This window comes from Mesorhizobium sp. CNPSo 4689, assembly GCF_057784325.1.
Map to the genome: position 1 here is coordinate 63,976 of NZ_JBWLUZ010000011.1, position 20,858 is coordinate 84,833.

Annotated in this window: 25 protein-coding genes; 11 read left to right on the forward strand and 14 right to left on the reverse strand. The window is 62.6% G+C overall.

The genetic code is table 11. From position 1 onward, the window contains the following. Positions 1-48: 48 nt before the first annotated feature. On the reverse strand, positions 49-261 hold the full coding sequence (locus AC04SI_RS17060; protein WP_404279210.1) for a hypothetical protein: 213 nt from the start codon (positions 259-261) through the stop codon (positions 49-51). A 163-nt stretch (positions 262-424) separates the two neighbouring features. Between AC04SI_RS17060 and ade the strand changes: the two genes are divergently transcribed. After that, entirely contained in the window at positions 425-2,236 is a 1,812-nt protein-coding gene (gene ade / locus AC04SI_RS17065; protein WP_488474530.1) for an adenine deaminase, read from the forward strand. Positions 2,237-2,253: 17 nt separating this feature from the next. On the opposite strand, the gene AC04SI_RS17070 is transcribed toward ade, so the two are convergent. The 3 genes from AC04SI_RS17070 to AC04SI_RS17080 form a co-directional block, all read right to left on the reverse strand. Next, the gene (locus AC04SI_RS17070; RefSeq protein ID WP_404279213.1) at positions 2,254-3,417 is read right to left on the reverse strand and encodes an alpha/beta hydrolase; all 1,164 of its coding nucleotides are present in this window, start codon (positions 3,415-3,417) and stop codon (positions 2,254-2,256) included. A 116-nt stretch (positions 3,418-3,533) separates the two neighbouring features. After that, complete coding sequence (locus AC04SI_RS17075) at positions 3,534-4,607, reverse strand: alpha/beta hydrolase (protein ID WP_404279215.1); 1,074 nt, start codon at positions 4,605-4,607, stop codon at positions 3,534-3,536. Positions 4,608-4,697: 90 nt separating this feature from the next. Beyond that, positions 4,698-6,101 carry an aminopeptidase P family N-terminal domain-containing protein gene (locus AC04SI_RS17080; RefSeq protein ID WP_404279217.1) on the reverse strand — a complete coding sequence of 468 codons (1,404 nt, stop codon included), beginning with the start codon at positions 6,099-6,101 and terminating at the stop codon, positions 4,698-4,700. Between the two features lie 121 nt (positions 6,102-6,222). On the opposite strand from AC04SI_RS17080, the gene ilvA reads away from it, so the two are divergent. Then, on the forward strand, positions 6,223-7,479 hold the full coding sequence (gene ilvA, locus AC04SI_RS17085; protein ID WP_404279219.1) for a threonine ammonia-lyase IlvA: 1,257 nt from the start codon (positions 6,223-6,225) through the stop codon (positions 7,477-7,479). 10 nt (positions 7,480-7,489) lie between these two features. Beyond that, the gene (locus tag AC04SI_RS17090) at positions 7,490-8,053 is read left to right on the forward strand and encodes a DUF1697 domain-containing protein (protein ID WP_404279221.1); all 564 of its coding nucleotides are present in this window, start codon (positions 7,490-7,492) and stop codon (positions 8,051-8,053) included. Between the two features lie 8 nt (positions 8,054-8,061). Here AC04SI_RS17090 and AC04SI_RS17095 read toward each other — a convergent pair whose 3' ends face one another. Next, on the reverse strand, positions 8,062-8,355 hold the full coding sequence (locus tag AC04SI_RS17095) for a DUF2218 domain-containing protein (RefSeq protein ID WP_404279223.1): 294 nt from the start codon (positions 8,353-8,355) through the stop codon (positions 8,062-8,064). Positions 8,356-8,514: 159 nt separating this feature from the next. Then, positions 8,515-8,955 (reverse strand): lactoylglutathione lyase, encoded by a 441-nt coding sequence (gene gloA / locus AC04SI_RS17100; protein WP_404279225.1) that lies wholly within the window; start codon positions 8,953-8,955, stop codon positions 8,515-8,517. Between the two features lie 215 nt (positions 8,956-9,170). Between gloA and AC04SI_RS17105 the strand changes: the two genes are divergently transcribed. The 4 genes from AC04SI_RS17105 to AC04SI_RS17120 all read left to right on the forward strand — a co-directional run bounded on the left by AC04SI_RS17105 (position 9,171) and on the right by AC04SI_RS17120 (position 11,853). Continuing rightward, complete coding sequence (locus AC04SI_RS17105; RefSeq protein ID WP_006200859.1) at positions 9,171-9,767, forward strand: cold-shock protein; 597 nt, start codon at positions 9,171-9,173, stop codon at positions 9,765-9,767. Positions 9,768-9,950: 183 nt separating this feature from the next. Beyond that, positions 9,951-10,514, forward strand: a complete 564-nt coding sequence (locus AC04SI_RS17110; RefSeq protein ID WP_488474531.1) for a DUF192 domain-containing protein — start codon at positions 9,951-9,953, stop codon at positions 10,512-10,514. 16 nt (positions 10,515-10,530) lie between these two features. Then, entirely contained in the window at positions 10,531-11,298 is a 768-nt protein-coding gene (locus AC04SI_RS17115) for an alpha/beta fold hydrolase (protein ID WP_404279229.1), read from the forward strand. Positions 11,299-11,358: 60 nt separating this feature from the next. Then, positions 11,359-11,853, forward strand: coding sequence for a GNAT family N-acetyltransferase (locus tag AC04SI_RS17120; RefSeq protein ID WP_404279231.1), 495 nt, complete (start codon positions 11,359-11,361; stop codon positions 11,851-11,853). Here AC04SI_RS17120 and AC04SI_RS17125 read toward each other — a convergent pair. After that, positions 11,850-12,458, reverse strand: a complete 609-nt coding sequence (locus AC04SI_RS17125; protein ID WP_404279394.1) for an HD domain-containing protein — start codon at positions 12,456-12,458, stop codon at positions 11,850-11,852. The genes AC04SI_RS17120 and AC04SI_RS17125 overlap by 4 nt on opposite strands. Before the next feature lie 123 nt (positions 12,459-12,581). Here AC04SI_RS17125 and cysE point away from each other — a divergent pair, with 123 nt between their 5' ends. Next, entirely contained in the window at positions 12,582-13,430 is an 849-nt protein-coding gene (cysE, locus tag AC04SI_RS17130; protein ID WP_006200853.1) for a serine O-acetyltransferase, read from the forward strand. Positions 13,431-13,581: 151 nt separating this feature from the next. After that, on the forward strand, positions 13,582-13,785 hold the full coding sequence (locus AC04SI_RS17135; protein ID WP_027166457.1) for a DUF3126 family protein: 204 nt from the start codon (positions 13,582-13,584) through the stop codon (positions 13,783-13,785). Between the two features lie 80 nt (positions 13,786-13,865). On the opposite strand, the gene AC04SI_RS17140 is transcribed toward AC04SI_RS17135, so the two are convergent. Then, the gene (locus AC04SI_RS17140; RefSeq protein ID WP_404279235.1) at positions 13,866-14,597 is read right to left on the reverse strand and encodes a hypothetical protein; all 732 of its coding nucleotides are present in this window, start codon (positions 14,595-14,597) and stop codon (positions 13,866-13,868) included. Between the two features lie 128 nt (positions 14,598-14,725). On the opposite strand from AC04SI_RS17140, the gene AC04SI_RS17145 reads away from it, so the two are divergent. Together AC04SI_RS17145 and AC04SI_RS17150 are read left to right on the forward strand one after the other, a co-directional pair. Then, on the forward strand, positions 14,726-15,091 hold the full coding sequence (locus AC04SI_RS17145; RefSeq protein ID WP_404279237.1) for a DUF6949 family protein: 366 nt from the start codon (positions 14,726-14,728) through the stop codon (positions 15,089-15,091). A gap of 17 nt (positions 15,092-15,108) precedes the next feature. Further along, positions 15,109-15,636, forward strand: a complete 528-nt coding sequence (locus AC04SI_RS17150; protein WP_404279239.1) for a gamma carbonic anhydrase family protein — start codon at positions 15,109-15,111, stop codon at positions 15,634-15,636. A gap of 58 nt (positions 15,637-15,694) precedes the next feature. Here the strand turns inward: AC04SI_RS17150 and AC04SI_RS17155 are convergent, their stop codons facing one another. The 6 genes from AC04SI_RS17155 to AC04SI_RS17180 form a co-directional block, all read right to left on the reverse strand. Continuing rightward, complete coding sequence (locus AC04SI_RS17155) at positions 15,695-16,249, reverse strand: ankyrin repeat domain-containing protein (RefSeq protein ID WP_404279241.1); 555 nt, start codon at positions 16,247-16,249, stop codon at positions 15,695-15,697. Between the two features lie 7 nt (positions 16,250-16,256). Further along, on the reverse strand, positions 16,257-17,006 hold the full coding sequence (locus tag AC04SI_RS17160) for an NYN domain-containing protein (protein WP_404279243.1): 750 nt from the start codon (positions 17,004-17,006) through the stop codon (positions 16,257-16,259). Between the two features lie 356 nt (positions 17,007-17,362). Next, the gene (locus AC04SI_RS17165; RefSeq protein ID WP_404279245.1) at positions 17,363-17,968 is read right to left on the reverse strand and encodes a transglutaminase-like cysteine peptidase; all 606 of its coding nucleotides are present in this window, start codon (positions 17,966-17,968) and stop codon (positions 17,363-17,365) included. A gap of 270 nt (positions 17,969-18,238) precedes the next feature. Beyond that, a complete protein-coding gene (locus tag AC04SI_RS17170) occupies positions 18,239-18,769 on the reverse strand; it encodes a PilZ domain-containing protein (RefSeq protein ID WP_488474532.1) in 531 nt (176 codons plus the stop codon). Positions 18,770-19,004: 235 nt separating this feature from the next. Beyond that, positions 19,005-19,643: a PAS domain-containing protein gene (locus AC04SI_RS17175; RefSeq protein ID WP_404279247.1), complete on the reverse strand. Its 639-nt coding sequence runs from the start codon at positions 19,641-19,643 to the stop codon at positions 19,005-19,007. A 426-nt stretch (positions 19,644-20,069) separates the two neighbouring features. Beyond that, on the reverse strand, positions 20,070-20,711 hold the full coding sequence (locus tag AC04SI_RS17180) for a copper chaperone (RefSeq protein ID WP_404279249.1): 642 nt from the start codon (positions 20,709-20,711) through the stop codon (positions 20,070-20,072). Between the last annotated feature and the right edge of the window lie 147 nt (positions 20,712-20,858).

Here is a 20,858-nt window from a genome sequence, read left to right on the forward strand (position 1 = left end):
CAAGCTCGGGCCTGCGCGGCGAGTGCCGCCAACGGCCTTGGCAACGGCTCATATCGGCGGGTTGCGCGTCCGATCCTCCAGGTCGCGCTGTTTCTCCAGAGGCGATGCCAGCCGGTTGAAGGCGTATTCGGCCAGCATGGAGCCGGCGACGAAGATCAGGATCGGCGCCAGCCACCTCCAGAACGGATGCAGGGTGAAGAAGGCGAGGCCGGCCAAGCATGCCGACAGCACGAAAACTGCAAATCGGATCGTCTGTGCCATCTTCCTCGCCAATCCGCCCAGTCGCCAGATGTGAGCCTAATTTAGAGCATTTCGCCTTGCCGGAAGAGCGGATCATGAAACGGTCCTGCATCAAGCACAATCTGGCTTTGCCAACTGGTCAAAACCGCGCCGGATTGGCACAGTGGGTAAACAGGAGTCCCCAATGGCGAGCAGCGCGAACACCACGAAACCAAAGCCCTGGACCGAGATGGCGACGCATCTGGTCGATGTCGCCATGGGGCGCAAGCCGGCCGATCTCGTCATCCGCAACGGGCGCTGGGTGAATGTCCATTCCGGCGAGATCATCGCCGGCACAGATATCGCCATTGCCGGCGGCCGCTTCGCCTATTGCGGGCCGAACGCCGGCCACGCCATCGGGCAGGGCACCAAGGTGGTGGACGCCAGCGGGCGCTATCTGGTGCCCGGCCTTTGCGACGCGCATATGCATGTCGAGAGCGGCATGGTGACGGTGACGGAATTCTGCCGCGCCGTGATCCCGCACGGCACCACCTCGATGTTCATCGATCCGCATGAGATCGCCAATGTGCTCGGCCTTCCCGGTGTCCGTCTGATGCATGACGAGGCCGTCGCCATGCCGATCAACGTGCATGTGCAGATGCCGTCCTGCGTCCCCTCGGCGCCGGGGCTGGAGCATGCCGGCGCCGAACTGACGGTCGCCGATGTCGCTGAAGCCATGACATGGGAAAACATCATCGGACTCGGCGAGGTGATGAATTTTCCCGGCGTCGCCGCCAATAATCCGGTGATGTCGGGCGAGATCGCGGCGACGGTGAAGGCGGGCAAGACGGTTGGCGGGCACTATGCCTCGCGCGACCTCGGTCTGCCGTTCCATGGCTATGTCGCCGGCGGCCCGGAGGACGACCATGAGGGTACGCGCGCCGAGGACGCCATCGCTCGCGTGCGCCAGGGCATGAAGGCGATGCTGCGGCTGGGCTCTGCCTGGTATGACGTCGCCTCGCAGATCAAGGCGGTGACGGAGAGCGGGATCGATCCGCGCAATTTCATCCTATGCACCGACGACAGCCATTCCGGCACGCTGGTCCAGGAAGGCCATATGGACCGCGTGGTGCGGCACGCCATCCAGCAAGGGTTGAAGCCGGTGACAGCGATCCAGATGGCGACGCTCAACACCGCCCAGCATTTCAAATTGGAGCGCGAGATCGGCTCGATCGCACCGGGACGGCTCGCCGATTTGCTGATCGTCTCGGATCTTGCCGCGATGACCATCGACGAGGTCTATGGCCGCGGCGTTCGGTTGGCCAAGGGCGGCAAGCTCGATATCGATATCCCGGCCTATGACTATCCGAAGACGGCGAAGAACACGGTGAAGCTCGGCAAGAAGCTCAAGGCGAGGGATTTCGACATCGCAGCTCCCAAGGGCGCCAACGAGGTGCGGGTGCGGGTCATCGGCGTCATCGAGAACCAGGCGCCGACGCGGGCGCTGGAGGCCGATCTGCCGGTCGAGGACGGGCTGGTCGCGATGGACCGGCGCAACGATGTCTGCCAGATCGCGCTGGTCGAGCGCCACAGGGGCACCGGCGGCATCACCAACGCCTTCGTCTCCGGCTTCGGCTATATGGGCGACTGTGCCATGGCCTCCAGCGTCGCGCATGACAGCCATCACATCATCGTCGTCGGCACCAACAAGCAAGACATGGCGCTCGCCGTCAACCGGCTGGGCGAGGTCGGCGGCGGCGTCGTGCTGTTCTCCAAGGGCAAGGAACTGGCGCTGGTCGAAATGCCGATCGCCGGCCTGATGTCGGATGAGCGGGCGGAGATCGTCGCGGCCAAGGCGGAGAAACTCACCGAGGCGATGCGCAAGATGGGCTGTTCGCTGAACAACGCCTATATGCAGCACTCGCTGCTGGCGCTGGTGGTGATCCCCGAACTCAGAATCTCCGATGTCGGCTTGGTCGATGTCACGACCTTCCAGAAGGTCGACCTTTTTATCTGAGAACCAGGCGGCGTGCTTTATCCGCCGGTGGCGATGGTCAGCACCTTGAACGGTGTGGTGATGACGATTTCGGCGACCGATCCGACGGCCTTGCCGAGGCCCTGGCCGAGATTGTTGAGCTGCGTTGGGTCGGGTTCGTCCGAGGCCAGGCCGGCCGGCGTGCGCAGCCGGTCGCCCAGCAGTTGCACCAGCATCGGATTGTCGGCGAATTTGGCGTGGTTCAGACGGTCGCCGCCCTTGGTCTGGCTGAGGTCGACGACGGACACGCCGTAGCTGGCGAGGTCGGCCGCATTGCCATAGTCGCCGACGCGCGGCTTGTCGCCGGAAATGATGGAAGACAGTTTTAACGCGCGGTCGTCGGCGGAAAGCAGGATGGCGAAAGGCTTGTCAGGTTTGCCGTAGCGGATCATCTGCTTCTTGAACACGTCGACGTCGATATCGGGCGAGGCCAGGATGACGTAGCCCAGCTTGCCGTCGAGGTCGCGGTCGTCGGTGATGGCTAGCTGGCGCAGCGCCTCCATCGTCACCCAGGTTCCCATCGAGTGGGCGATGATGTCGATGCTCTTGACGCGTGTTTTCGCCAGCATACGCAGCGTCGCTTCGAGGTCGTCGCGCGCGGCGTTGGCGCTTTCCTTGTCGTAGATATAGCCGGTGGTCTTGCCGCTCGACGCCCATGAGAACAGCACCGGCGTGCCCGGATATTTGGTGTCGTGCGCGATCTGCGTCAGCCGGTAGATGCCGTCGTCGAAGCCGTTGTTGAAGCCGTGCACGAAAACCAGGGCGCGGTCGCCGCGCATGGCGATGTCGGCGCCGACCGCCTTGCCGAATTGCGACGCGTCCTCGTAGTGGACGACGCCGGTCGCCGTGAATTGTTTGGCCGGGTTGCTGTTGGCGGAGCCCTTGGCCCGTTCGATGGCGCCGACCTGATGGACCTTGGGGACGGTGACGTCGACGCGGGCATAGCTGGTGGTCAGCGAGCGATCGCCGTCGAACACCTGCTGCGGGTCCTTGGTGGCTTGCTGGCGGGTGGTGGCGACGAAGATCTCATGCGTGGCCGCAATGTCGGACGCAGGCGCGGCGACCGTCGTCTTGTTGAGCAGGTCGTGCGTGTTCGGGCCGGCGCAGCCTGCGAGAGCGAGCGCGAACGCCACGACAAGGAAGCTCTTCGAACGCACGGTCACACGCCGGCTCCCGCTGGTGACGCCATGCTCACGACGTCTGTGCCCATTCGATAAAGGCAGAGTGCAGCCCGGTCCAGTTCAAAGTGAGCTAAAGGGGCGGCAGCCGAAGAACCACCTCATTGCCCGAGCAGGTTGATGCGGTCGGTCACTTCCTGGTCGCTGGCGAAGCCGTCATCGGCGCGCAGCCGCTGCCCGATCATCTTCACCAGTTCGGGATTGTCGGCGAATTTGGTGTGGTTGAACCTGTCCGATCCCTTGACGCTGGAGAGATCGACGACCGTCACGCCGTAGGTGGCGAGTTCGGCCGCGTCCTTGTAATCGCCGACGCGTGGCCGCGCACCGGCGATCAGGCCGGACAGCCTTAGCGCCCGGTCGTCGTCGGATAGCAGCAGGATGAACGGCTTGTCCGGCTTGCCGTAGCGGCGCATCTGGCTCTTGAACACGTCGACGTCGATATCGGGCGAGGCCAGCACGACATCGCCCAGCTTACCGCCGAGATCACGGTCGCCGGTGATGGCGAGCTGCCGCAATGTCTCCATGGTGACCCAGGTTCCGAGCGAATGCGCGACGATATCGATGCGCCGGGCGCCGGTCTGCGCCAGCATCCGCAGCGTCACTTCCAGCTGGTCGCGGGCCGCACTGGCGCTTTCCTTGTCGTAGACATAGTCGGTGGTCTTGGCACCCGACGCCCAGGAAAACAGCACCGGCGTGCCCGGATAGCCGGAATCGTGGACGATCTGGGTCAGCCGGTAGACGGCGTCGTCGAAGCCGGTGTTGTAGCCATGGACGAAGACCATGACGCGGCCGCCGCGTGCGGCGATGTCGGCGCTCAGCGCGCTGGAGAATTTTGGCTGGGTGTCGTAGCCCACAACCTCGGAGGCCATGAAATATTTGGCCGGGTCGTTAGACTTGCCGCGTGAGCGCCGCTCGATCTGGCCGGTCTCGTGGATTCCCGGAACGGTGACGTTGACGCGGGCATAGTTCAGCGTCGCCGAACGCTCGCCGTCGAACACCTTGTTGGGGTCGTCGGACTTCTTGCGGGTGGTGGCGATGAAGATCGAGTGGTTGCCGGCGATTTCCGTCACCGGCGTGGACACGACGGCGCTGCCGAGAATTTCCTCGGTCTTGCGGCCGCCACAGCCAGCAATCAGCAAGGCAAGGGCAAAGATGCAAATCGTCTTCAAACGCACTTTTTGAAATTCCACTCCGGCCCAACCTCCGCGACACCTCCCGGACAGGCGAAGTGCGGCAGAAGTAAGTCGTGTCCAGCCGAAATGTTGTCAGCGCCGGGCGACGGCCATCGCAGTGTTGCGCGAAAGCCAATAAGGCGGCAGGAAGGCCGGAATGTTGGAGAAGGGCAGTATCTCGGGCTTCAGCCGGATGCCGAGCACATCCACCATGAAGGCGCGGCGCGCCTCGATGCGGCGCCAGGCTTCCGGGTAGCGCGCCGCGATCTCCTCGCGCAGCGCCTCGTCGGCGAGCGCGATGCCGTCCTCGATGTTGGTGGTGAAATAGTCCGTCCCGGTCGCCGGGATGATGTCGATCTGCAGCGCCATGCCCGATTGCAGCTTGACCTGCGAACCGGAAAACACCGGCGAATGCATCCATTCGTCGATATGGACGAGATGGCCCGGATTGAGCGAGACACCGAAGAACGGATCGCCGATGCGGTCATGCACCGCCTTCCACAAGGCGCCGCCGGGAACGCCGATGCCGACCGTGTCGTACCAGTCGACGACGGCGGAAAAATACGGCGCGACCACTTTTTCGACATAGTCGCGGATGGCTGGCGGCAGATCGGCCGCGCTTTCGGCCAGAAAGCCGGCACGGGCATTGAGCGAGCCCTGGATGCCATAGGCCATGGTGATCGGGTCACCGCGCTTGATGACGTCGAGGCGGGGGCTCGGCAGGCCATAGGGCGCCCGCTTGCCGGCTGACAGCATCGGATGGCAGCACAGGGGCAGGCCGTTGATGCCCATCAGCCGCGTCGCCTGCAATTCGCTCATGCCGGGTTCGATGCCCCTGAGGACGTTGCGCAGGCCTTGCGAGGAAAAGGTTGCGGCGAATTCGAAGGCGGCCAGCTGGTCGGCCTCGTTGATCGCCCGCAGGCCGTCCGCCGGGTTCATCAGCAGATCCGCCGCGTTCAACACCGCGCCCTTGTCGCCGAAAAGCGCGCGCAGCGTGTCGGCGATGAAGGAGGGCAGGTCGAGTGTCGTCTCGCCGAAGCCGGCATCGCCGGCGCCGAATGGTTTCCAGCCGATGGCGCCGATGCGCTGGCCGGCTTTCAGGCCGCAACCGGCAAGGATGTCGGGCAGCGCGTCGGAGCGGTCGCGCGGCTGCGCCGGCAGCGAGAAGGTCTGGTAGAGGACACGTTCATAGGGCCCGTCGCAGATCTCGGCGTAGCCCCAGCCCTCATTGCCGACCAGCAGCTTCGGCGCTCTGCCGGGAAGGATGACCAGCAGCGTCTCCTCGAAACGGGGATCGTAGCCTGAGAGATAGGCGACATTGGCGGCATGCTCGCGGTCGCCATAGACGACGAAGGCATCGAAGCCTGCCCTTGAGCCGCGCGCCGCCAGTGCTTCGATGCGTGCCTCGTAGGTGGTTCGTGGGACGAGCGGCATCACCGTCGGCTCGCCGAATTCCGGCAATGACATGGTCTTTAAAGCGACGGCCGAAACGGACATGGATGGCTCCAATGGATTTCTGCTGGCGTGTTAAGACGGCCGCACGGCATCGGTGGCCGCAAACAGCGATTTGTGCAATAGGCTTCGCGTTCGAACCATTCGATCCAGAGGTGACGGCGCCATGAACAGTTTCTCCTCCCGCGTCGCCGCCGCCGCCACTGCGATCCGCCAGATCTTTCCGGAAACGCCGCTGCAGGAAAACGACTATCTGTCGAAGAAGACCGGGGCGCGGGTGCTCTTGAAGCGCGAGGACCTGACCCCGGTGCGCTCCTACAAGATCCGCGGCGCCTTCACCTTTTTCCGCAAGGCCCTCGCCGCCGGCAACGATGCCGAGCTTTTCGTCTGCGCCTCGGCCGGCAATCATGCGCAGGGCTTTGCCTTCGTCTGCCGCCATTTCGGCAAGAAGGGTGTCGTGTTCATGCCGGTGACGACACCGCAGCAGAAGATCGACAAGACGCGTCTGTTCGGCGGTGACTTCGTCGAGATCAGGCTGGTCGGCGACTTCTTTGACGATTGCTACCGCGCCGCCTTCGAATTCACCGAAAGTGCGGGCGCGCATATGGTGCCGCCTTTCGATCACAAGGACATCATAGAGGGGCAAGCGACCGTCGCCTATGAGATCGCCGACCAGATGCCTGGCGCGCGCATGCCCGACGTCATCATGCTGCCGGTCGGCGGCGGCGGCCTGGCCGCTGGCGTGACGCATTACTTCGCCGACCAGAACCGCGACACGCGCTTCGTGTTCTGCGAGCCGGCCGGAGCGCCGAGCCTGAGCGAAAGCCTGTCCACCGGAAAGCGGATCAAGCTCGCCAAGGTCGACAATTTCGTCGACGGTGCCGCGGTCGCCGAGATCGGCCGCGAACCACTGCGCCACCTCAAGGAGTTTGCCGCCGATGCCGTGCGGCTGATCCCGGAAAACCGGCTCTGCGCGACCATGATCGAGATGCTCAACGTCGAAGGCGTGGTGCTAGAGCCGGCCGGCGCGCTGGCGATCGACGCGCTGAAGGATTTTTCGAAGAAGGAGATAAGGGGCAAGACCATCGTCGCGGTGGTGTCGGGCGGCAACTTCGACTTCGAGCGGCTGCCCGATGTGAAAGAGCGGGCGCTGCGCTTCGAAGGACTGAAGAAGTACTTCATCATCCGCTTTCCGCAGCGGCCCGGCGCGTTGCGCGACTTCCTCGAAATGCTCGGGCCTGACGACGACATCGCCCGCTTCGAATATCTGAAGAAATCGGCGCGCAATTTCGGTTCGGTGCTGATCGGCATCGAAACCAAGGACCGCCGCAATTTCGATTTGCTGAAGGCCAATTTCGACGCCGAGGGCGTCCAGTACCAGGACATCACCGACAACGAGACGCTTGCCGGGTTCATCATATGAGCGGGCCAGAATGAGCGAAAAAGAGACGGTGTTCGTCGCGCTGTTTTCCGGCATCAATGTCGGCGGCAACCGCATCGTCAAGATGGCGGAGTTGCGAGCCTTCTTCGAGGAACTCGGCTTTTCCGGTGTTGCCACCTATGTGCAGAGCGGCAACGCCGTCTTCCGGGCGAAGAAGAGCGACGCGGCCAGCCTGACCAAACAGCTGGAAGCAGCCTTCGAGAAGAAATGGGGCTTTTACTCGCGCATCATGGTGCGCGACCTCGGCCGGTTCGAGCGGCTGGTGAAGGAAAACCCCTATCCGCAGGTCGCCGGCGACCCGACCAAGCTCCATGCCTATGTGCTGGAGCGCGAGCCGACCGCCGAGGAGATCGCGCGGCTTGCTGAAAAATGCACCGGCCCGGAAAGCTTCGAGGTCAAGGGCGACGTGCTTTACCTGCATGCACCGGACGGGCTCGGCAAATCGGTGTTTGCCGGACTGATCCCACGCACCCTCAAAGTGCCCGGTACCGCACGCAACTGGCGTTCGGTGCTGGCACTGCTGGAACTGGCCGGCGGGGCGGGCAGCTCCGGCTGACGCGCAGCCTAGGTCGCCGGAGCCTGTTTCCAGTCGAAGGTCAGTTCCTCGCGGAAGGCGAAGCGCTTGATGTGGTCGGCGACGACTGCTTCCAGGCGCTCGAGCGAACCGGCCTCATCCGATGTCACCGCGATGTGGAGGGCGGTTGCATCGGCGTCCATGACGGTGCGGCCCATAGAGAGGTCGATGGTGCCGTGGGTCGGGTCGAACTCGACTGGGAATTTGTGCGCCCAATGCTTGCAAAGCTGCTGCAGGTAACGGCTGGCATGTTCGGTGGCGACGTCGGCGCGGCTGGTCGGCATGTATGAGTTCTCCGGGGGAGGGCAGGCGCCCATGGCTTGACAGGGTGCCAGCCTTGCTAAGCTGGCGCGACAGCCGGGTACATAGGTGCCGTCGTGCGAAACGGCAAAGGACGCCGGGCGTCTCCGTCCGGCGGTACCCGCTCAAGATAAATTGATCGGCTACCAGCTTCCGGTGTTCGGCATCGAAGCCCAGGGCTCGGCCTTGGCCTTGGCCGGGCCTTTCTGCAGGAGCTCGATCGAGATGCCGTCCGGCGAGCGGATGAAGGCCATGTTGCCGTCGCGCGGCGGCCGGTTGATGGTGACGCCATTGTCCATCAGATGCTGGCAGGTGGCATAGATGTCGTCGACCTCATAGGCGAGATGGCCGAAATTGCGGCCGCCCTTGTAGTCTTCCGGATCCCAATTGTAGGTCAGTTCGACCAGCGGCGCCTTGTCTGCGATGCCGCTCTGCTCGTCCTCGGACGCGGCAAGGAAGATCAGCGTGAAACGCCCCTGCTCATTTTCGTGGCGGCGCACTTCCTTCATGCCGAGCTTGTTGCAGTAGAAATCGAGCGATGCATCGACGTCGGCGACGCGAACCATGGTGTGCAGATAGCGCATGTGATTTCCTCGATATGTTGGGGTGCGGCGCAACATAGGGGCCGCCCGGCCAAAGGGCAATTGCCGCATCCGGACGCGCCGGCAAACGACAAATCCGGTTTTCCTGTATTGAACCGTGAAAAAAGGCACGTCAGGCCTTGCACAGACCGGAATCCCCGGTGTTAATCTGATGTCAAGAATCAGTTGTGGTGTTCTTGAAAAAAGGGGGCGTTCTTATGGGGGAAAAGGCCTCTTTCACGGGGCGGGACGGAAGCCTTGACGACGCCTTGACGCGAGACAGCGGCGGCGACACCGCCGATCTTGTCGAAATCGCCGGTGCCATCAAGTGGTTTGACGTGGCCAAGGGCTACGGGTTCATTCTTCCGGACGATGGTGTATCCGGCGACATCCTCCTCCATGTGACATGCCTTCGAAAGGACGGGTTCCAGACCGCTCTGGAAGGCGCGCGCGTCGTCTGCCTCGTCAAGCAGGGCGAGCGCGGCCTGCAGGCTTTCCGGGTGCTGTCCATGGATGCCAGCACGGCCGTCCATCCTGCGGAGATGCAGGAGCAGCGCACCCACATCACGGTGACGCCCGAAAGCGGCCTCGAACGGGCGCTGGTGAAGTGGTTCAACCGCACCAAGGGATTCGGCTTCCTGACCCGCGGCGAGGGTACTGAGGACATTTTCGTCCATATGGAGACGTTGCGCCGCTACGGCATTACCGAGCTCAGGCCCGGTCAGGTCGTTCTGGTCCGCTTCGGCCGCGGCGACAAGGGCCTTATGGCCGCCGAAATCCACCCCGATGTGGGCACGTTGCCGGTCTCGCACTGAGGCGTGTTGATATTCAGCCGGCCTGCAAATGGCTGCTCGGCCTGACCTGAATCTCAACACACCTTGGAGCCTGATCCATCTCGGTTGAATCGGGATGGGGGTCTATCTTTTACTTGACCATCACCTTTTCCGAACCGAAGTTCTGGATTATGGCCCGGGACGAATTCCGGCCGAGGAAAATGTATGGCTCCCAGGAACTGGCTGACAGCGTGCGCGATGTGCGCCGCCTTGGCTTTCGCCGCGGCAGCGAGTGCTTATTTCTATTCGCAGCAGCCGACTGCGGCGGACGGCCAGGCAATGATCCTGCCCGTCGATCCGACGCCGCTGGTCGCGGTGACGAAGTCGGGCGAGCGTTCCTTTTCCATTGAAATCGCCGATGCGTCCGACGAGCGCGAGGCCGGCCTGATGTTCCGCAAGGACATGGCCGACGACCACGGCATGCTGTTCGTGTTCGAGAGTTCGGGGCCGCTGACCTTCTGGATGAAGGACACACCGATGCCGCTTGACCTGATCTTTGTCGGCCAGGACGGCAAGGTCCGCTCGATCAAGCGAGGCGAACCGGAATCCGAGGCGGTCATCTCGTCCGGTCTGCCGGTGCGCTTCGTGCTCGAACTCAAGGCGGGCACCGCCGCCAAGGACGGCATCGCGTATGGCGACCTGCTGCGCCACCCGGCAATCGGCACCGAACCCGGGTCCGCGATGCCGCCGGCGGACAAGGGCGACACGCCGAACATCGATTCCAACTGAGCATTTCGGATTGCCGATGCAGTTTCTTTCCCATGACGGCCTCGATCTTGCGTTCCTCGATCGCCAGCCGGCGTCGGGCCATGGCGATCCGGTGCTGATGGTCCACGGCTTTGCCTCCAGCCATTATGTCAACTGGGTGTCGCCCGGCTGGTTCAAGACGCTGAACGATGCCGGCTACCGCGCCATCGCTTTCGACAATCGCGGTCACGGTTCGTCGTCGAAGAGCTACAACGAGGCCGATTATACGCCCGCAAAAATGGCCTCGGACGGGGCAGCGCTGCTCGACCATCTCGGCATCGAGCGCGCGCATGTGATGGGCTATTCGATGGGCGCGCGCATTTCGGCTTTCCTCGCCTTGTCCGAGCCGGACAAGGTGGCGACGCTGGTGTTCGGGGGGCTCGGCATCGGCATGGTCGACGGCGTCGGCGACTGGGATCCGATCGCCGCAGCATTGCTTGCGGACGATCCCGATGCCACGACCCATCCGCGTGGCCGCTCGTTCCGCGCCTTCGCCGACCAGACGCGCAGCGACCGCCGCGCACTGGCCGCCTGCATCGCCACGTCACGCGAATTGCTCAGCGAGGACGACATGGCGCGCATTGCCCAGCCGACCCTGGTCGCCGTCGGAACGAAGGACGACATTGGCGGTTCACCGGACGAACTGGCGGCGCTGATGCCGAACGCCAGGGCTTTTCACATCGAGGCCCGCGACCATATGCTGGCGGTCGGCGACAAGAGCTTCAAACAGCGCGTGCTGGAGTTTTACGCCGAAAACCCCCTTTGAAGCAGCGGCGGCCCCGATGTCATCCGGTGCCGTACCCTTCAGCCTCGAACCCGAATTGCCATGGTCGACCTTCTCGTCACCTATATGGAGATGATCGTGCCGCCGTCCGGCGACGCCTTTGCGGCTCCCGCGCCGGGTGCGATGGTCGCGCACGAAACGCTCGATATCGACGGCTATGTCAGCCTCTACCGCGCCGTCGGTGAGCCCGTGCAGTGGGACCAGCGGCTGCGCATGGGTTCAGGCGAGCTCGAGCGACTGCTCGCGCTTGCATCGACGCATATCCTGCGTGTGGATGGCGAGGCCGCCGGTCTGTGCGAATTCAACGGCGTCGGCCAGGCGGACGTCGAGCTGACCTATTTCGGGCTCATCCCCAGATTTCAAGGCCGCAAACTCGGTCCGTTCCTGCTCGACCGATCGCTTCGCGCCGCCTGGTCGCATCGGCCCGAAAGGCTGTGGCTGCACACCGACACTTACGACCATCCCGGAGCGCAAGAGGTGTACAGGCGCGCCGGCTTCAAACCCTATGCGCAACGCATGGAGACGTTTCCGGATTAGGGTTCGAGCGCCGCGATCGATCGCGCAATGTTGCGCCGGGCTTGCGGTTCGAACCGCTGCCGGAATTCCTCGCTGTGATAGACATGCGGGCGGGCGAGGAACGTCTTCAGCATCGCGCTGCGACCGGCTCGCCACATCGGTTCCTCGACCCAGCCATATTCGCGGCGGACCGCCTGTTCATAGGCGTCGAACGCCTCCGGTGCGGCACCGAGGATCGAAAGGTCCATGTCGAGGAACAACGCCGCGTCGCGGATGGAGTGCTCGTCGCCAAGCCTTTGAAGGCTGGGCAGTTCGTGCGTGGCGGTCGCGACGATCATCGTGGCGACACGGCCAAGACGTTCCGGATCGGTGCGGCCGGCGAGTTTTTCCTCGGCAAGCGCTGCACTCCTGGCCTCGTTGTCCTTGGTCCGGCTGTCATAGATTGCGTCGTGGAACCAGATCGCTGCTTCGACGGCCCCAGGGTCGTGCAGCGAAGCGCGATAGTGCCTGGCCAGCGCCAGCATCGCCTCGATATGGGCGAGGTTGTGGTAGTGCCGATCCAGCGCCTGATAGAGCGCGGAAAGCGCGCGTTTCAACGGCTCGTCGATCAAGGGTTCGTTTTCCATGGCTGCTTGATTTTCCATGAACCAAATCCATTTGACAGAGCACTAAGGAAAATTGAGTTCAATCCTGCTACGATCTGGCTTATATGTGCGGCCGGAGAATAGCCGGCAGGCCGGAGACCGTCGATGAACAGCATTACAATTGCCCGTCCCAGTGTGGTGCAGCCGGTCGATCCGATCTGGCGCTCGATCCGCGATGAGGCGATGGAAGCGGTCAACCGCGATCCGCTGCTGGCGGCGTTCCTCTATTCCACCATCCTCAATCAGGAAAGCCTGGAGGAAGCGGTCATCCACCGGTTGGCCGAGCGCCTCGACCATCAGGACGTCGGCTCAGACCTCATTCGCCAGACCTTCAAATCGATGCTGGCCGACGACAAGGACTGGCCGACGACGGTGCGCGTCGACATCCAGGCCTATTACGATCGCGATCCGGCCTGCGACCGCTTCATCATGCCGGTGCTCTATTTCAAGGGTTTTCATGCCATCCAGACCCATAGGCTGGCGCATTGGCTGTGGAACCAGGGCCGCAGGGATTTCGCGCTCTATCTGCAGAGCCGCTCGTCCTCGGTGTTCCAGACCGACATCAATCCGGCCGCCCGCATCGGCAAGGGCATCTTCATCGATCATGCCACAGGCCTCGTCGTCGGCGAGACCGCGGTGATCGAGGACGACGTGTCGATCCTGCACGGCGTGACGCTCGGCGGTACCGGCAAGGCCGGCGGCGACCGTCATCCGAAGATCCGCCGTGGCGTGCTCATCGGCGCCGGCGCCAAGATTCTCGGCAACATCGAAGTCGGCCATTGCTCGAAGATCGCGGCCGGTTCGGTGGTGCTGTCGCCAGTGCCGCACAACAAGACGGTTGCCGGCGTGCCGGCGCGCGTCGTCGGCGAGACCGGTTGCGACCAGCCTTCGCGGCAGATGGACCAGCTTCTGCCGTCGCAGACGATGGACCACGTCGTCAGCTTCGACATCTGATTTTCGCGTCCGAGTGGGCAGCCGGATTCCGGGTGCCTGCTTCGGCCGCTCAGTTCCCGCGTCATATCCCTACGGCTTGCCTTTACATCGCCATCGTCTGCGTGTCAGAAGCGCGTTCCAACGAACAAGCCCGACATTTCGGAGAAGACTTTTGAAGCCGGACGAAATCAGAAAACTGGACGCCTATTTCAAGCGTGTCTTCCAAAATCCCAAGCTCCAGGTGAAGGCACGTCCGCGCAAGGAGGATTCGGCCGAGGTCTATGTCGGCGACGAATTCCTCGGCATCGTCTTCAAGGACGAGGATGACGGCGACTACAATTTCTCGATGGCGATCCTCGACATCGATCTGGCCTGAGCCTGAATTCGCGGCTGGCCGGTGCTGCAGCGATGCGGCCCGGACAGCCGTTTGCATTTGTGAATAGGCAACGAAGGGCTTTAGCGCACTGTCTTCAGCGCATGCGCGGTCTGGGCGGCAATCGCGGCATCAAGCGCCTGCCAGTCGCCGAGAAACTCCCGCGGAAAGCGATAGGTGAGGCTGAGGCCGTCGCCGACATGGATGTCGCGCTCGCAGGGCGCCAGCGATTCCTCGGCAGTCGGTCCGCTCAGGCAACGCGCGACGAACGGGTCCTTGCCTGGGCGGTTGGCGACCGCAAGCAGCTCGTTGAGGTAGCCTGATTTTTCGGTGAAGCGATAAAGCGTCGTGCCGCCTGGTCCTGCTATGCCCGGCTGGGCGATCAAGGCGCTGTAGATCGGGGTGAAGCGGCCGCTCATGTCGCGCGACATCATCTGTTGCTCGAACGACAGGAAGACGATGTCCCTGCTCGATCCGGTGTGATTGAAGTCGTCGCGGGCGGCGGCGCTGTAGCCGTCCATCTCGGGATAACGCAGATAGAGGTCGAGCCGCGAAGCGATGCCGTCGCGCCGCGCCTGCTCGAACCGGATCATGTTTGCCGGCACGGCGATGACATTGTTGCCGATCACCACCTCATGGATCGTCGTGTCGTCGGTGTAGCCGGCCATGGCGATCGAGCGGCCAAGCCATTTGCCGCCCAGGCTGATCACCACCGACACCAGCGCCAGCGCCGCGAAGATATAGAACACCCGCTTCATCAGCGTGGAATCGACGATGTCGAATTCCGGACCGTTAGCGGCCGCTGCCTGCTTCATCGCAATCCCCGATGTCGTCGCCCGTAACTCCCGCAGGTGTCCTGGGGCGGCACACATGGCGCGGCATGGCTCTTGCAGCGCCCGTTTCGAAACCGACTGTGCGGTTTCATGGTAAACGGGAGGTAAAGATGGGCCCCGTGGAGCTCGTTCTGTTTGCTTTTGCGGTCGGCCTGACCGCATGCGGCCTGGCCGGATCGGCGATGGAGCTGATGTCGGGTCGCCGGCTTGCCTTTGCCGAACCCTATGTCTCACCGACGCATGTCCTGCGCTCGCTGGCCGCGACGGCTTGCGCCGGGCCGTTCATGCTCGTCAACGATGCTTTGAACGCCCGCAGGCAAGGCCGCATCTCGACCTTGGCGCTGATCTCCTGCGGCTGCACGGCCGTCGCCTGGGCGTTGGCGCTGGGCGTCGTGCTGATCGCCATTGCGTCGTGGGCTGGCCCGCTAGGCACTTTTCCTGGAATTGCTCTAGTCTCGATCGACTACGTGGCTTGAGACGAATCGGAGACGAGATGCCGGCCTATGCGATCGATGGCAAAGCCCCCAGCTTCGAGGACGCCGACAGCAACTGGATCGCGCCGGACGCGACGCTGATCGGCGACATCAAGGTCGGCCGCAACGCCGGCTTCTGGTTCGGCGTCGTCATCCGGGGCGACAATGAGCCGATCGTCATAGGCGCCGAGACCAATGTGCAGGAACATACGGTAATGCACACCGATCCGGGCTTTCCGCTGACCATCGGCGAGGGCTGCACGATCGGCCACCGCGCGCTGCTGCATGGCTGCACGATCGGCGACAACAGCCTGATCGGCATGGGCGCAATCGTGCTCAATGGCGCGAGGGTCGGCAGGAATTCGCTGGTCGGCGCCGGCGCCCTGGTGACAGAAGGCAAGGAGTTCCCCGACAATTCGCTGATCGTCGGCTCGCCCGCGAAGGTGGTGAGGGAACTGGACGAAGCAGCGATCGCCAGGTTGCGCGGCTCGGCCGCACACTATGTCGCCAACGGCAAGCGGTTCAAGGCAGGGCTGAAGAAGGCCTGAGGTAAAATCCGGATAGGTCTTCGGCTCTTCCACTATGGTTGCGCACCACGATCGAGCATCAATCGGAACCGCGCCTGCGCATCGGATCACGCAGCAATGAAGCGCCGGCTTCGAAGCCGGCCGCATCGGCTTCCGCTAGGGCTGTCGTATAGTCATCGATGCGGGTTTTGAGCGACGGATCGGCGCCCGCCGCCAGAAGCAGGCGGATCGCTTCGGCGTCGCGAATGGCCACCGCATAGTGGAGCGGTGTCCAGTCGTTGACGCCCCGCATATCAGGATCCGCGCCGTGGTCGATCAGGATGCGGATGATTTCGAGCTTGTCCGTCCGCTCGGTGGACAGTGCCGCGATGATCGAAGGAAATCCGGCGTGGTCCCCGTAGTTCGGATTCGAACCCGCATCGAGCAAGGTCGAGATGAAGGGAGATGAGCTCCAGTAGATCGCATATTCCAGCGGATGGCCGAGGCCGAGCTCGAATGGCATCGCCTCGTCGTACCAGCGCGACGAGCCGCCGAGGGCCTTGCCAAGGCCCTCGAAGTCACCGGCCTTGAAGGCATCGTCGATGGCCTTGAACAGCCTGTGGCGCTCGCATCGGTCTTCCGGGATTTCCAGCATGACGGCGTCACTCGGATTTGCTTTTCCCTTTTTTCGCTGCAGCTTTGATCCGTATTCGCATGGCCCCACCTTTGGGATTTTCAATATCGAATGCGGCTGTATTCCTCACCAGGTCGCTAAGTTTGCTGAAGCCGTAGGTGCGAGGGTCGAAGTCGGAGAAGAGGTTTAAAAGCTGCTTGCCGAAGGTGCCTAGAAGCACCCAGCCATCTTCGCTTTCCATCTGGCCGATGACCTTCCGCAGTATGGGCGTCGCGGCGCTCGGCACCTCAAGTGGCTTTCTAGCCGGCGCAGCATCCTGACTATCCTCAGCGCTGCGGAGAAGGTTTTCGGTATAGACGAAACGGCGACATGCCTGCCGGAAACTCTCCGGGGTTTTCTGCTCCCCAAACCCGAACACATCAACGCCTTGTTCACGTATGCGGGCGGCAAGCCGGGTGAAGTCACTGTCGGAAGAGACCAGACAGAAGCCGTCGAAGCGACCACTGTGAAGCAGGTCCATCGCGTCGATCACGAGTGTGATATCGGAAGCGTTCTTCCCAGTGGTGTAAGCAAACTGCTGCTGCGGAATGATCGCGTGCTTCGACAAAACGTCAGCCCATCCCTTCGACCGGGCATTTGCGAAGTCACCATAGATGCGGCGGACGCTGGCCTCGCCGATCTTGGCGATCTCCTCGAACAGGCCGTCGACAATCTTGGCGGAAGCGTTATCAGCGTCGATAAGCACCGCCAAGCGCGGTGATCGGGGTTCGGTCGGCATGCAGGACTTCTCGCGGCTGGCGCACTCTCGGATTTCGAACTCTGGCCGGAGAAACCACGGCCGGACCCGGTTCGCGCTACTTGCTGTTGTAGCAGAGGCGGGCCGCAAACAGAAATCTGAGCTATTGAAACCGTATCTTCGGTCAGAATTTCAACAGCTTACTCCAGAAATGGCGGAGCCGGCCCGGGGACGGGGCCGGCTCCTAAAACCCGGTCGTTGGGGACGGGGAGGGTGGGGACTCGACCGGGTTTTCTCCCTAGGCGCGTCGCATTCATGCGATGCGCTTAACCTCTTGCTCTATGCTTGTCGTTATCCCAAAACCGCTGCGCACTTTTGGGCGACATGCATTGGCGTCCTCAGCGGACGCTGGCGACCGCGTCCTCGCGGCCATCGTTGATCGTCACCCAAACGCCCGAATTCTCCGTCGATTGGCGCTTCAGGTAGGTGTAGTCGGTGTCGGTCCAGGCCAGCACCTTGAGCTGCAGATTGTCGAGGATGAACTCGCCGAGGCTGGTGCGCACGGTGAGCACCGCGTGGCCGTCGCCGTTCGGCTGGCGCGCCACCGTCATCAGGAGGTCGCCGGCCGGGACGCCGATGTTCATCAGCTCGCGGCGCTTTTCCAGCGCATAGTCCTCGCAATCGCCAAAGCCGCTGTCGGGATAGGACCAGACCTCTTCCTTGCCCCACATTTCCATGTCGGTGCGCGGCGTGATCCTGGTGTTGACCGAATTGTTGATGCTGACGATCTTCGCCCAGAGCTTGCGGGTCAGTTCGATCGGTGCCTGCTTCGGCGTCCTTTCGGTGCATTCTCCTTGAAGCTTCTGGCAGAATTCGTAGTGGCCGACCGGCTGGGTGGTGCGGCCGCCCGTGTGCATGAAAACCGGCCCTGCATAGGCTGTAGCCAAAGCGGAAAGCTGCATCGCCATTGCCATGAGCAACAGCTCGCCCCTCGTCTTCTTCATTGTTTTAGTCTCCCCGTTTGAGGAGACCTTGTCACAGGCGGATTTATTTGACGCAAAAACGCGAAGTAGACATTGAGTAAAACGCCAATAGAATAAACATAAAATTTGAATTAGTTTGATCTAAAATTGCTTGGACCTTCTTCGGAGCCGGTTTTTGGCGGTATGCAACCCGTGTCTCAGCGTGGGTCATTTTGGTCGCGGGCGTCAGTGAGAACAACAAAAAAACCGGCCGCAATGGGCCGGTTCAATCGTCTGGCGGACTACCGCTCGTCAGGAGCGCGGCGCGTTGAATTCGGAGTCCAGGGTTTCCGGGCGCTGGATGACGGCGAATTCGACGGCGACGCCATCCTCGAAGTGACGCACCACCTGGCCGCGCATCGTGCCCAGCATGACCTGGATGCCGATGGCCGGCTTGACGTCGATCTCGATCGCCGCGCCCGACAGCGACAGGTCGATGATGCGGCACTGGTACTGGCGTCCGTCGGTAAGCTGGAGCACGCTCATCGGATTGCGCGGCGCGACGCGCTCGTGGCGGCGGTCTTCCGGAAGGTCGAGCTCATGCTTGTTAGCGAGCCAGGTCAGCTGCGCGGCGAGCTTGTCCTTCTTGCGCTCCGAGGCAATGACGGTCATGGCGAAGCCGTCCTGCGAGGTGCGGGTGACGACGCCTTCGATGCGGCCGATGTGGTCGATATAGGCGATGACTTTTTCGCCGGGCATGCCGATGCGCTCGGCACGCAACGCGACATTACCAGGCGACATGTCGATCACCTGGCACGGGTGCTCGGTGCGGTCTTCCAGCATGAAGCGCCCATAGATCTTGACCCGGACGCGCTGAAAGTTACGCCTTTCGGCGCGGGACGGCGCGGGACGGCGCGGGACGGCGCGTAGTCGACCGCCGCTGACCTCATGACTGCCTACACCCCGTTGGCATTCCCGCGCGTCGATGCGAGGAATTTCACCCGGAAAAGTACAGCCATGCAGGTTAACAAAGAAGAAAAGTCCGCCGTCAGCCTTAAGATAAGACTTCAGATTTGAACTATTCCCCACGCCCGCCGTCGAACACCACGAGATGGCGGATGCGACGCGCGCGGCCGAGCGCCGAAATCGTTTCGGGCGGGTCGTATTCGGAGGGGACAAGCGAGGGAACGCTGATCGCCGGCCGGTTCTTCAGGAACATCGGCTCCTTGTCCGGATCGACGACGCGGATCGAATCGATCAGCGCATCGGTGATCGGATCGGCACCTAGCCAGAACGGCCTTTCGGCGGCGCTGATGACGCCCAGGCAGCGCGGATTCTCGACGCCGCCGTCGAGCGGCAGGGCAAGCAGTTCGAATTTGTTGGAACGGCCGTTGCGGCTAAAACCCTCATAGGTGATGAGCACCACCGACTTCTGGTCGAAGACGCCGTGAACCAGCCGCGCGACGAGCCGCTGGTCCTTCTCGCGCCACAGGGAGGGAAAGGAGAACCCCTTGAGTTCACGGCCATATCCGGCGCAAAGCCTGGTGCCGGCAAGCCGGAACACCGCTTCGCCGCGCGTATCCCTTTCGAGGATGAACGTGTCGGCAAGCAGCGATTTGATATCGGCGGGCTCCACTTCCGAACGCTTCGGGGCGGAGCGCCCATCACGCAGCCGGTTCCAATAATGGAACAGCGTGATCGATCCGTTCTGGTTCATTTTGTGCTCTTCCGCGCAATCTGTCTTTTCATGTCCCATCGGCGAACAGACAGGGCGCCCTCCGATGACTACATGCGTTGCGTTGCAGGATGCGTGCCAGCATCGTTAACACTTGTTCACGGGTCGGGGACGTTAAGGTTAACAAGTGGTTTACATTGCTGTCCGGCGGCGGCTGTGGCACACCAAAACCACTCCAAAAACGGTCGTTTCGCAACGATCGGCAGCACTTCAGTCAAGAGTTCAGGGGAGCAGGGGACTCGACCAGCCGTTCAAGGGGGGACCTTGAACGGCTTCTTTTTTGATTCGCGCCGGATGATTCGTTCCGGCGATTCGCCGCCGTGCGATCTGCTAGAGCGATTCACCGTTTCACGGAAACGCAGAACCGCTCTATCCTTTTGTTTTGATGCAATTCCGGACGGAAAACCGCTACGCACTTTCCTGGAATTGCTCTAGCTGCGCGGCGGTCGCATCCCCATTTGCGCAACCGCAATGCGGATGGCCTTGCCCGGGCCGCGCCAGCTCCAGCGCGCTGTCATCGGCCGGTCGAGACGCTCGGCGAAAAGCCACAGCGCGACCGCGGCCATGGCGGCGATATGCCCATACGGAACCAGCAAGGGCGCCGTGCGTCGCGCCGAAATGGATCGCGTCGAGATCGGCCGCCGGCCCGAACGCGGCCAGCTCCGGCCGGACGTGGCATCGATTGAGACAAATCTGCTTGGCGGGTGAAATCTGCCAAACAAGGGCGAGCATTGCCGCTGCCGTGAGCGGCAGCCAAGATGCCGGAGCGGTCAGCCGCACCGCGAAGGCCAAGGACAGCAGCACGGCGCCCGCAACCATCCAGCTTGCGGCATAGCCGCGATGCCATGGCAGGAAATACCAGCTGCCGTGCTGGCACTGCTGCCAGAAACGCTTGATGTTGGCGCTGCTGGGCAGCGGGTCGGACGAACTCAGATAACCGAGCTGTTTCCAGAGCGACCGGTCGATCCCGTGGATGGCACCATAGAAACGCCAGCTCGTCGCTTGGCGAGCGCTCGCGACTTCATCGCTGCAACGCCTCGTGCGTACCACAGGATCGGCGCGGCCCAGTCATTGCCGAGTTCCCAGACGTTCTTACGCATGTACTGCATGATCGCCTCCCTCAAACATGGCCGATGAATTATTTGCCCGACGTTATGTCCCCAAAGCATTGATGTACAAGTGGGGTCACCGTTGCTT

Coding starts and splice junctions, on each gene's coding strand:
- AC04SI_RS17060 (WP_404279210.1), bottom strand. CDS start 261: ATGGCACAGACGATCCGATTTGCAGTTTTCGTGCTGTCGGCATGCTTG.
- AC04SI_RS17150 (WP_404279239.1), top strand. CDS start 15,109: ATGCCGGCCTATGCGATCGATGGCAAAGCCCCCAGCTTCGAGGACGCC.
- AC04SI_RS17105 (WP_006200859.1), top strand. CDS start 9,171: ATGGGGGAAAAGGCCTCTTTCACGGGGCGGGACGGAAGCCTTGACGAC.
- AC04SI_RS17165 (WP_404279245.1), bottom strand. CDS start 17,968: ATGAAGAAGACGAGGGGCGAGCTGTTGCTCATGGCAATGGCGATGCAG.
- AC04SI_RS17170 (WP_488474532.1), bottom strand. CDS start 18,769: ATGCTGGAAGACCGCACCGAGCACCCGTGCCAGGTGATCGACATGTCG.
- AC04SI_RS17110 (WP_488474531.1), top strand. CDS start 9,951: ATGGCTCCCAGGAACTGGCTGACAGCGTGCGCGATGTGCGCCGCCTTG.
- ade (WP_488474530.1), top strand. CDS start 425: ATGGCGAGCAGCGCGAACACCACGAAACCAAAGCCCTGGACCGAGATG.
- AC04SI_RS17120 (WP_404279231.1), top strand. CDS start 11,359: ATGGTCGACCTTCTCGTCACCTATATGGAGATGATCGTGCCGCCGTCC.
- ilvA (WP_404279219.1), top strand. CDS start 6,223: ATGAACAGTTTCTCCTCCCGCGTCGCCGCCGCCGCCACTGCGATCCGC.
- AC04SI_RS17125 (WP_404279394.1), bottom strand. CDS start 12,458: ATGGAAAACGAACCCTTGATCGACGAGCCGTTGAAACGCGCGCTTTCC.
- AC04SI_RS17090 (WP_404279221.1), top strand. CDS start 7,490: ATGAGCGAAAAAGAGACGGTGTTCGTCGCGCTGTTTTCCGGCATCAAT.
- AC04SI_RS17115 (WP_404279229.1), top strand. CDS start 10,531: ATGCAGTTTCTTTCCCATGACGGCCTCGATCTTGCGTTCCTCGATCGC.
- cysE (WP_006200853.1), top strand. CDS start 12,582: ATGAACAGCATTACAATTGCCCGTCCCAGTGTGGTGCAGCCGGTCGAT.
- gloA (WP_404279225.1), bottom strand. CDS start 8,955: ATGCGCTATCTGCACACCATGGTTCGCGTCGCCGACGTCGATGCATCG.
- AC04SI_RS17095 (WP_404279223.1), bottom strand. CDS start 8,355: ATGCCGACCAGCCGCGCCGACGTCGCCACCGAACATGCCAGCCGTTAC.
- AC04SI_RS17160 (WP_404279243.1), bottom strand. CDS start 17,006: ATGCCGACCGAACCCCGATCACCGCGCTTGGCGGTGCTTATCGACGCT.
- AC04SI_RS17145 (WP_404279237.1), top strand. CDS start 14,726: ATGGGCCCCGTGGAGCTCGTTCTGTTTGCTTTTGCGGTCGGCCTGACC.
- AC04SI_RS17140 (WP_404279235.1), bottom strand. CDS start 14,597: ATGAAGCAGGCAGCGGCCGCTAACGGTCCGGAATTCGACATCGTCGAT.
- AC04SI_RS17175 (WP_404279247.1), bottom strand. CDS start 19,643: ATGAACCAGAACGGATCGATCACGCTGTTCCATTATTGGAACCGGCTG.
- AC04SI_RS17155 (WP_404279241.1), bottom strand. CDS start 16,249: ATGCTGGAAATCCCGGAAGACCGATGCGAGCGCCACAGGCTGTTCAAG.
- AC04SI_RS17080 (WP_404279217.1), bottom strand. CDS start 6,101: ATGTCCGTTTCGGCCGTCGCTTTAAAGACCATGTCATTGCCGGAATTC.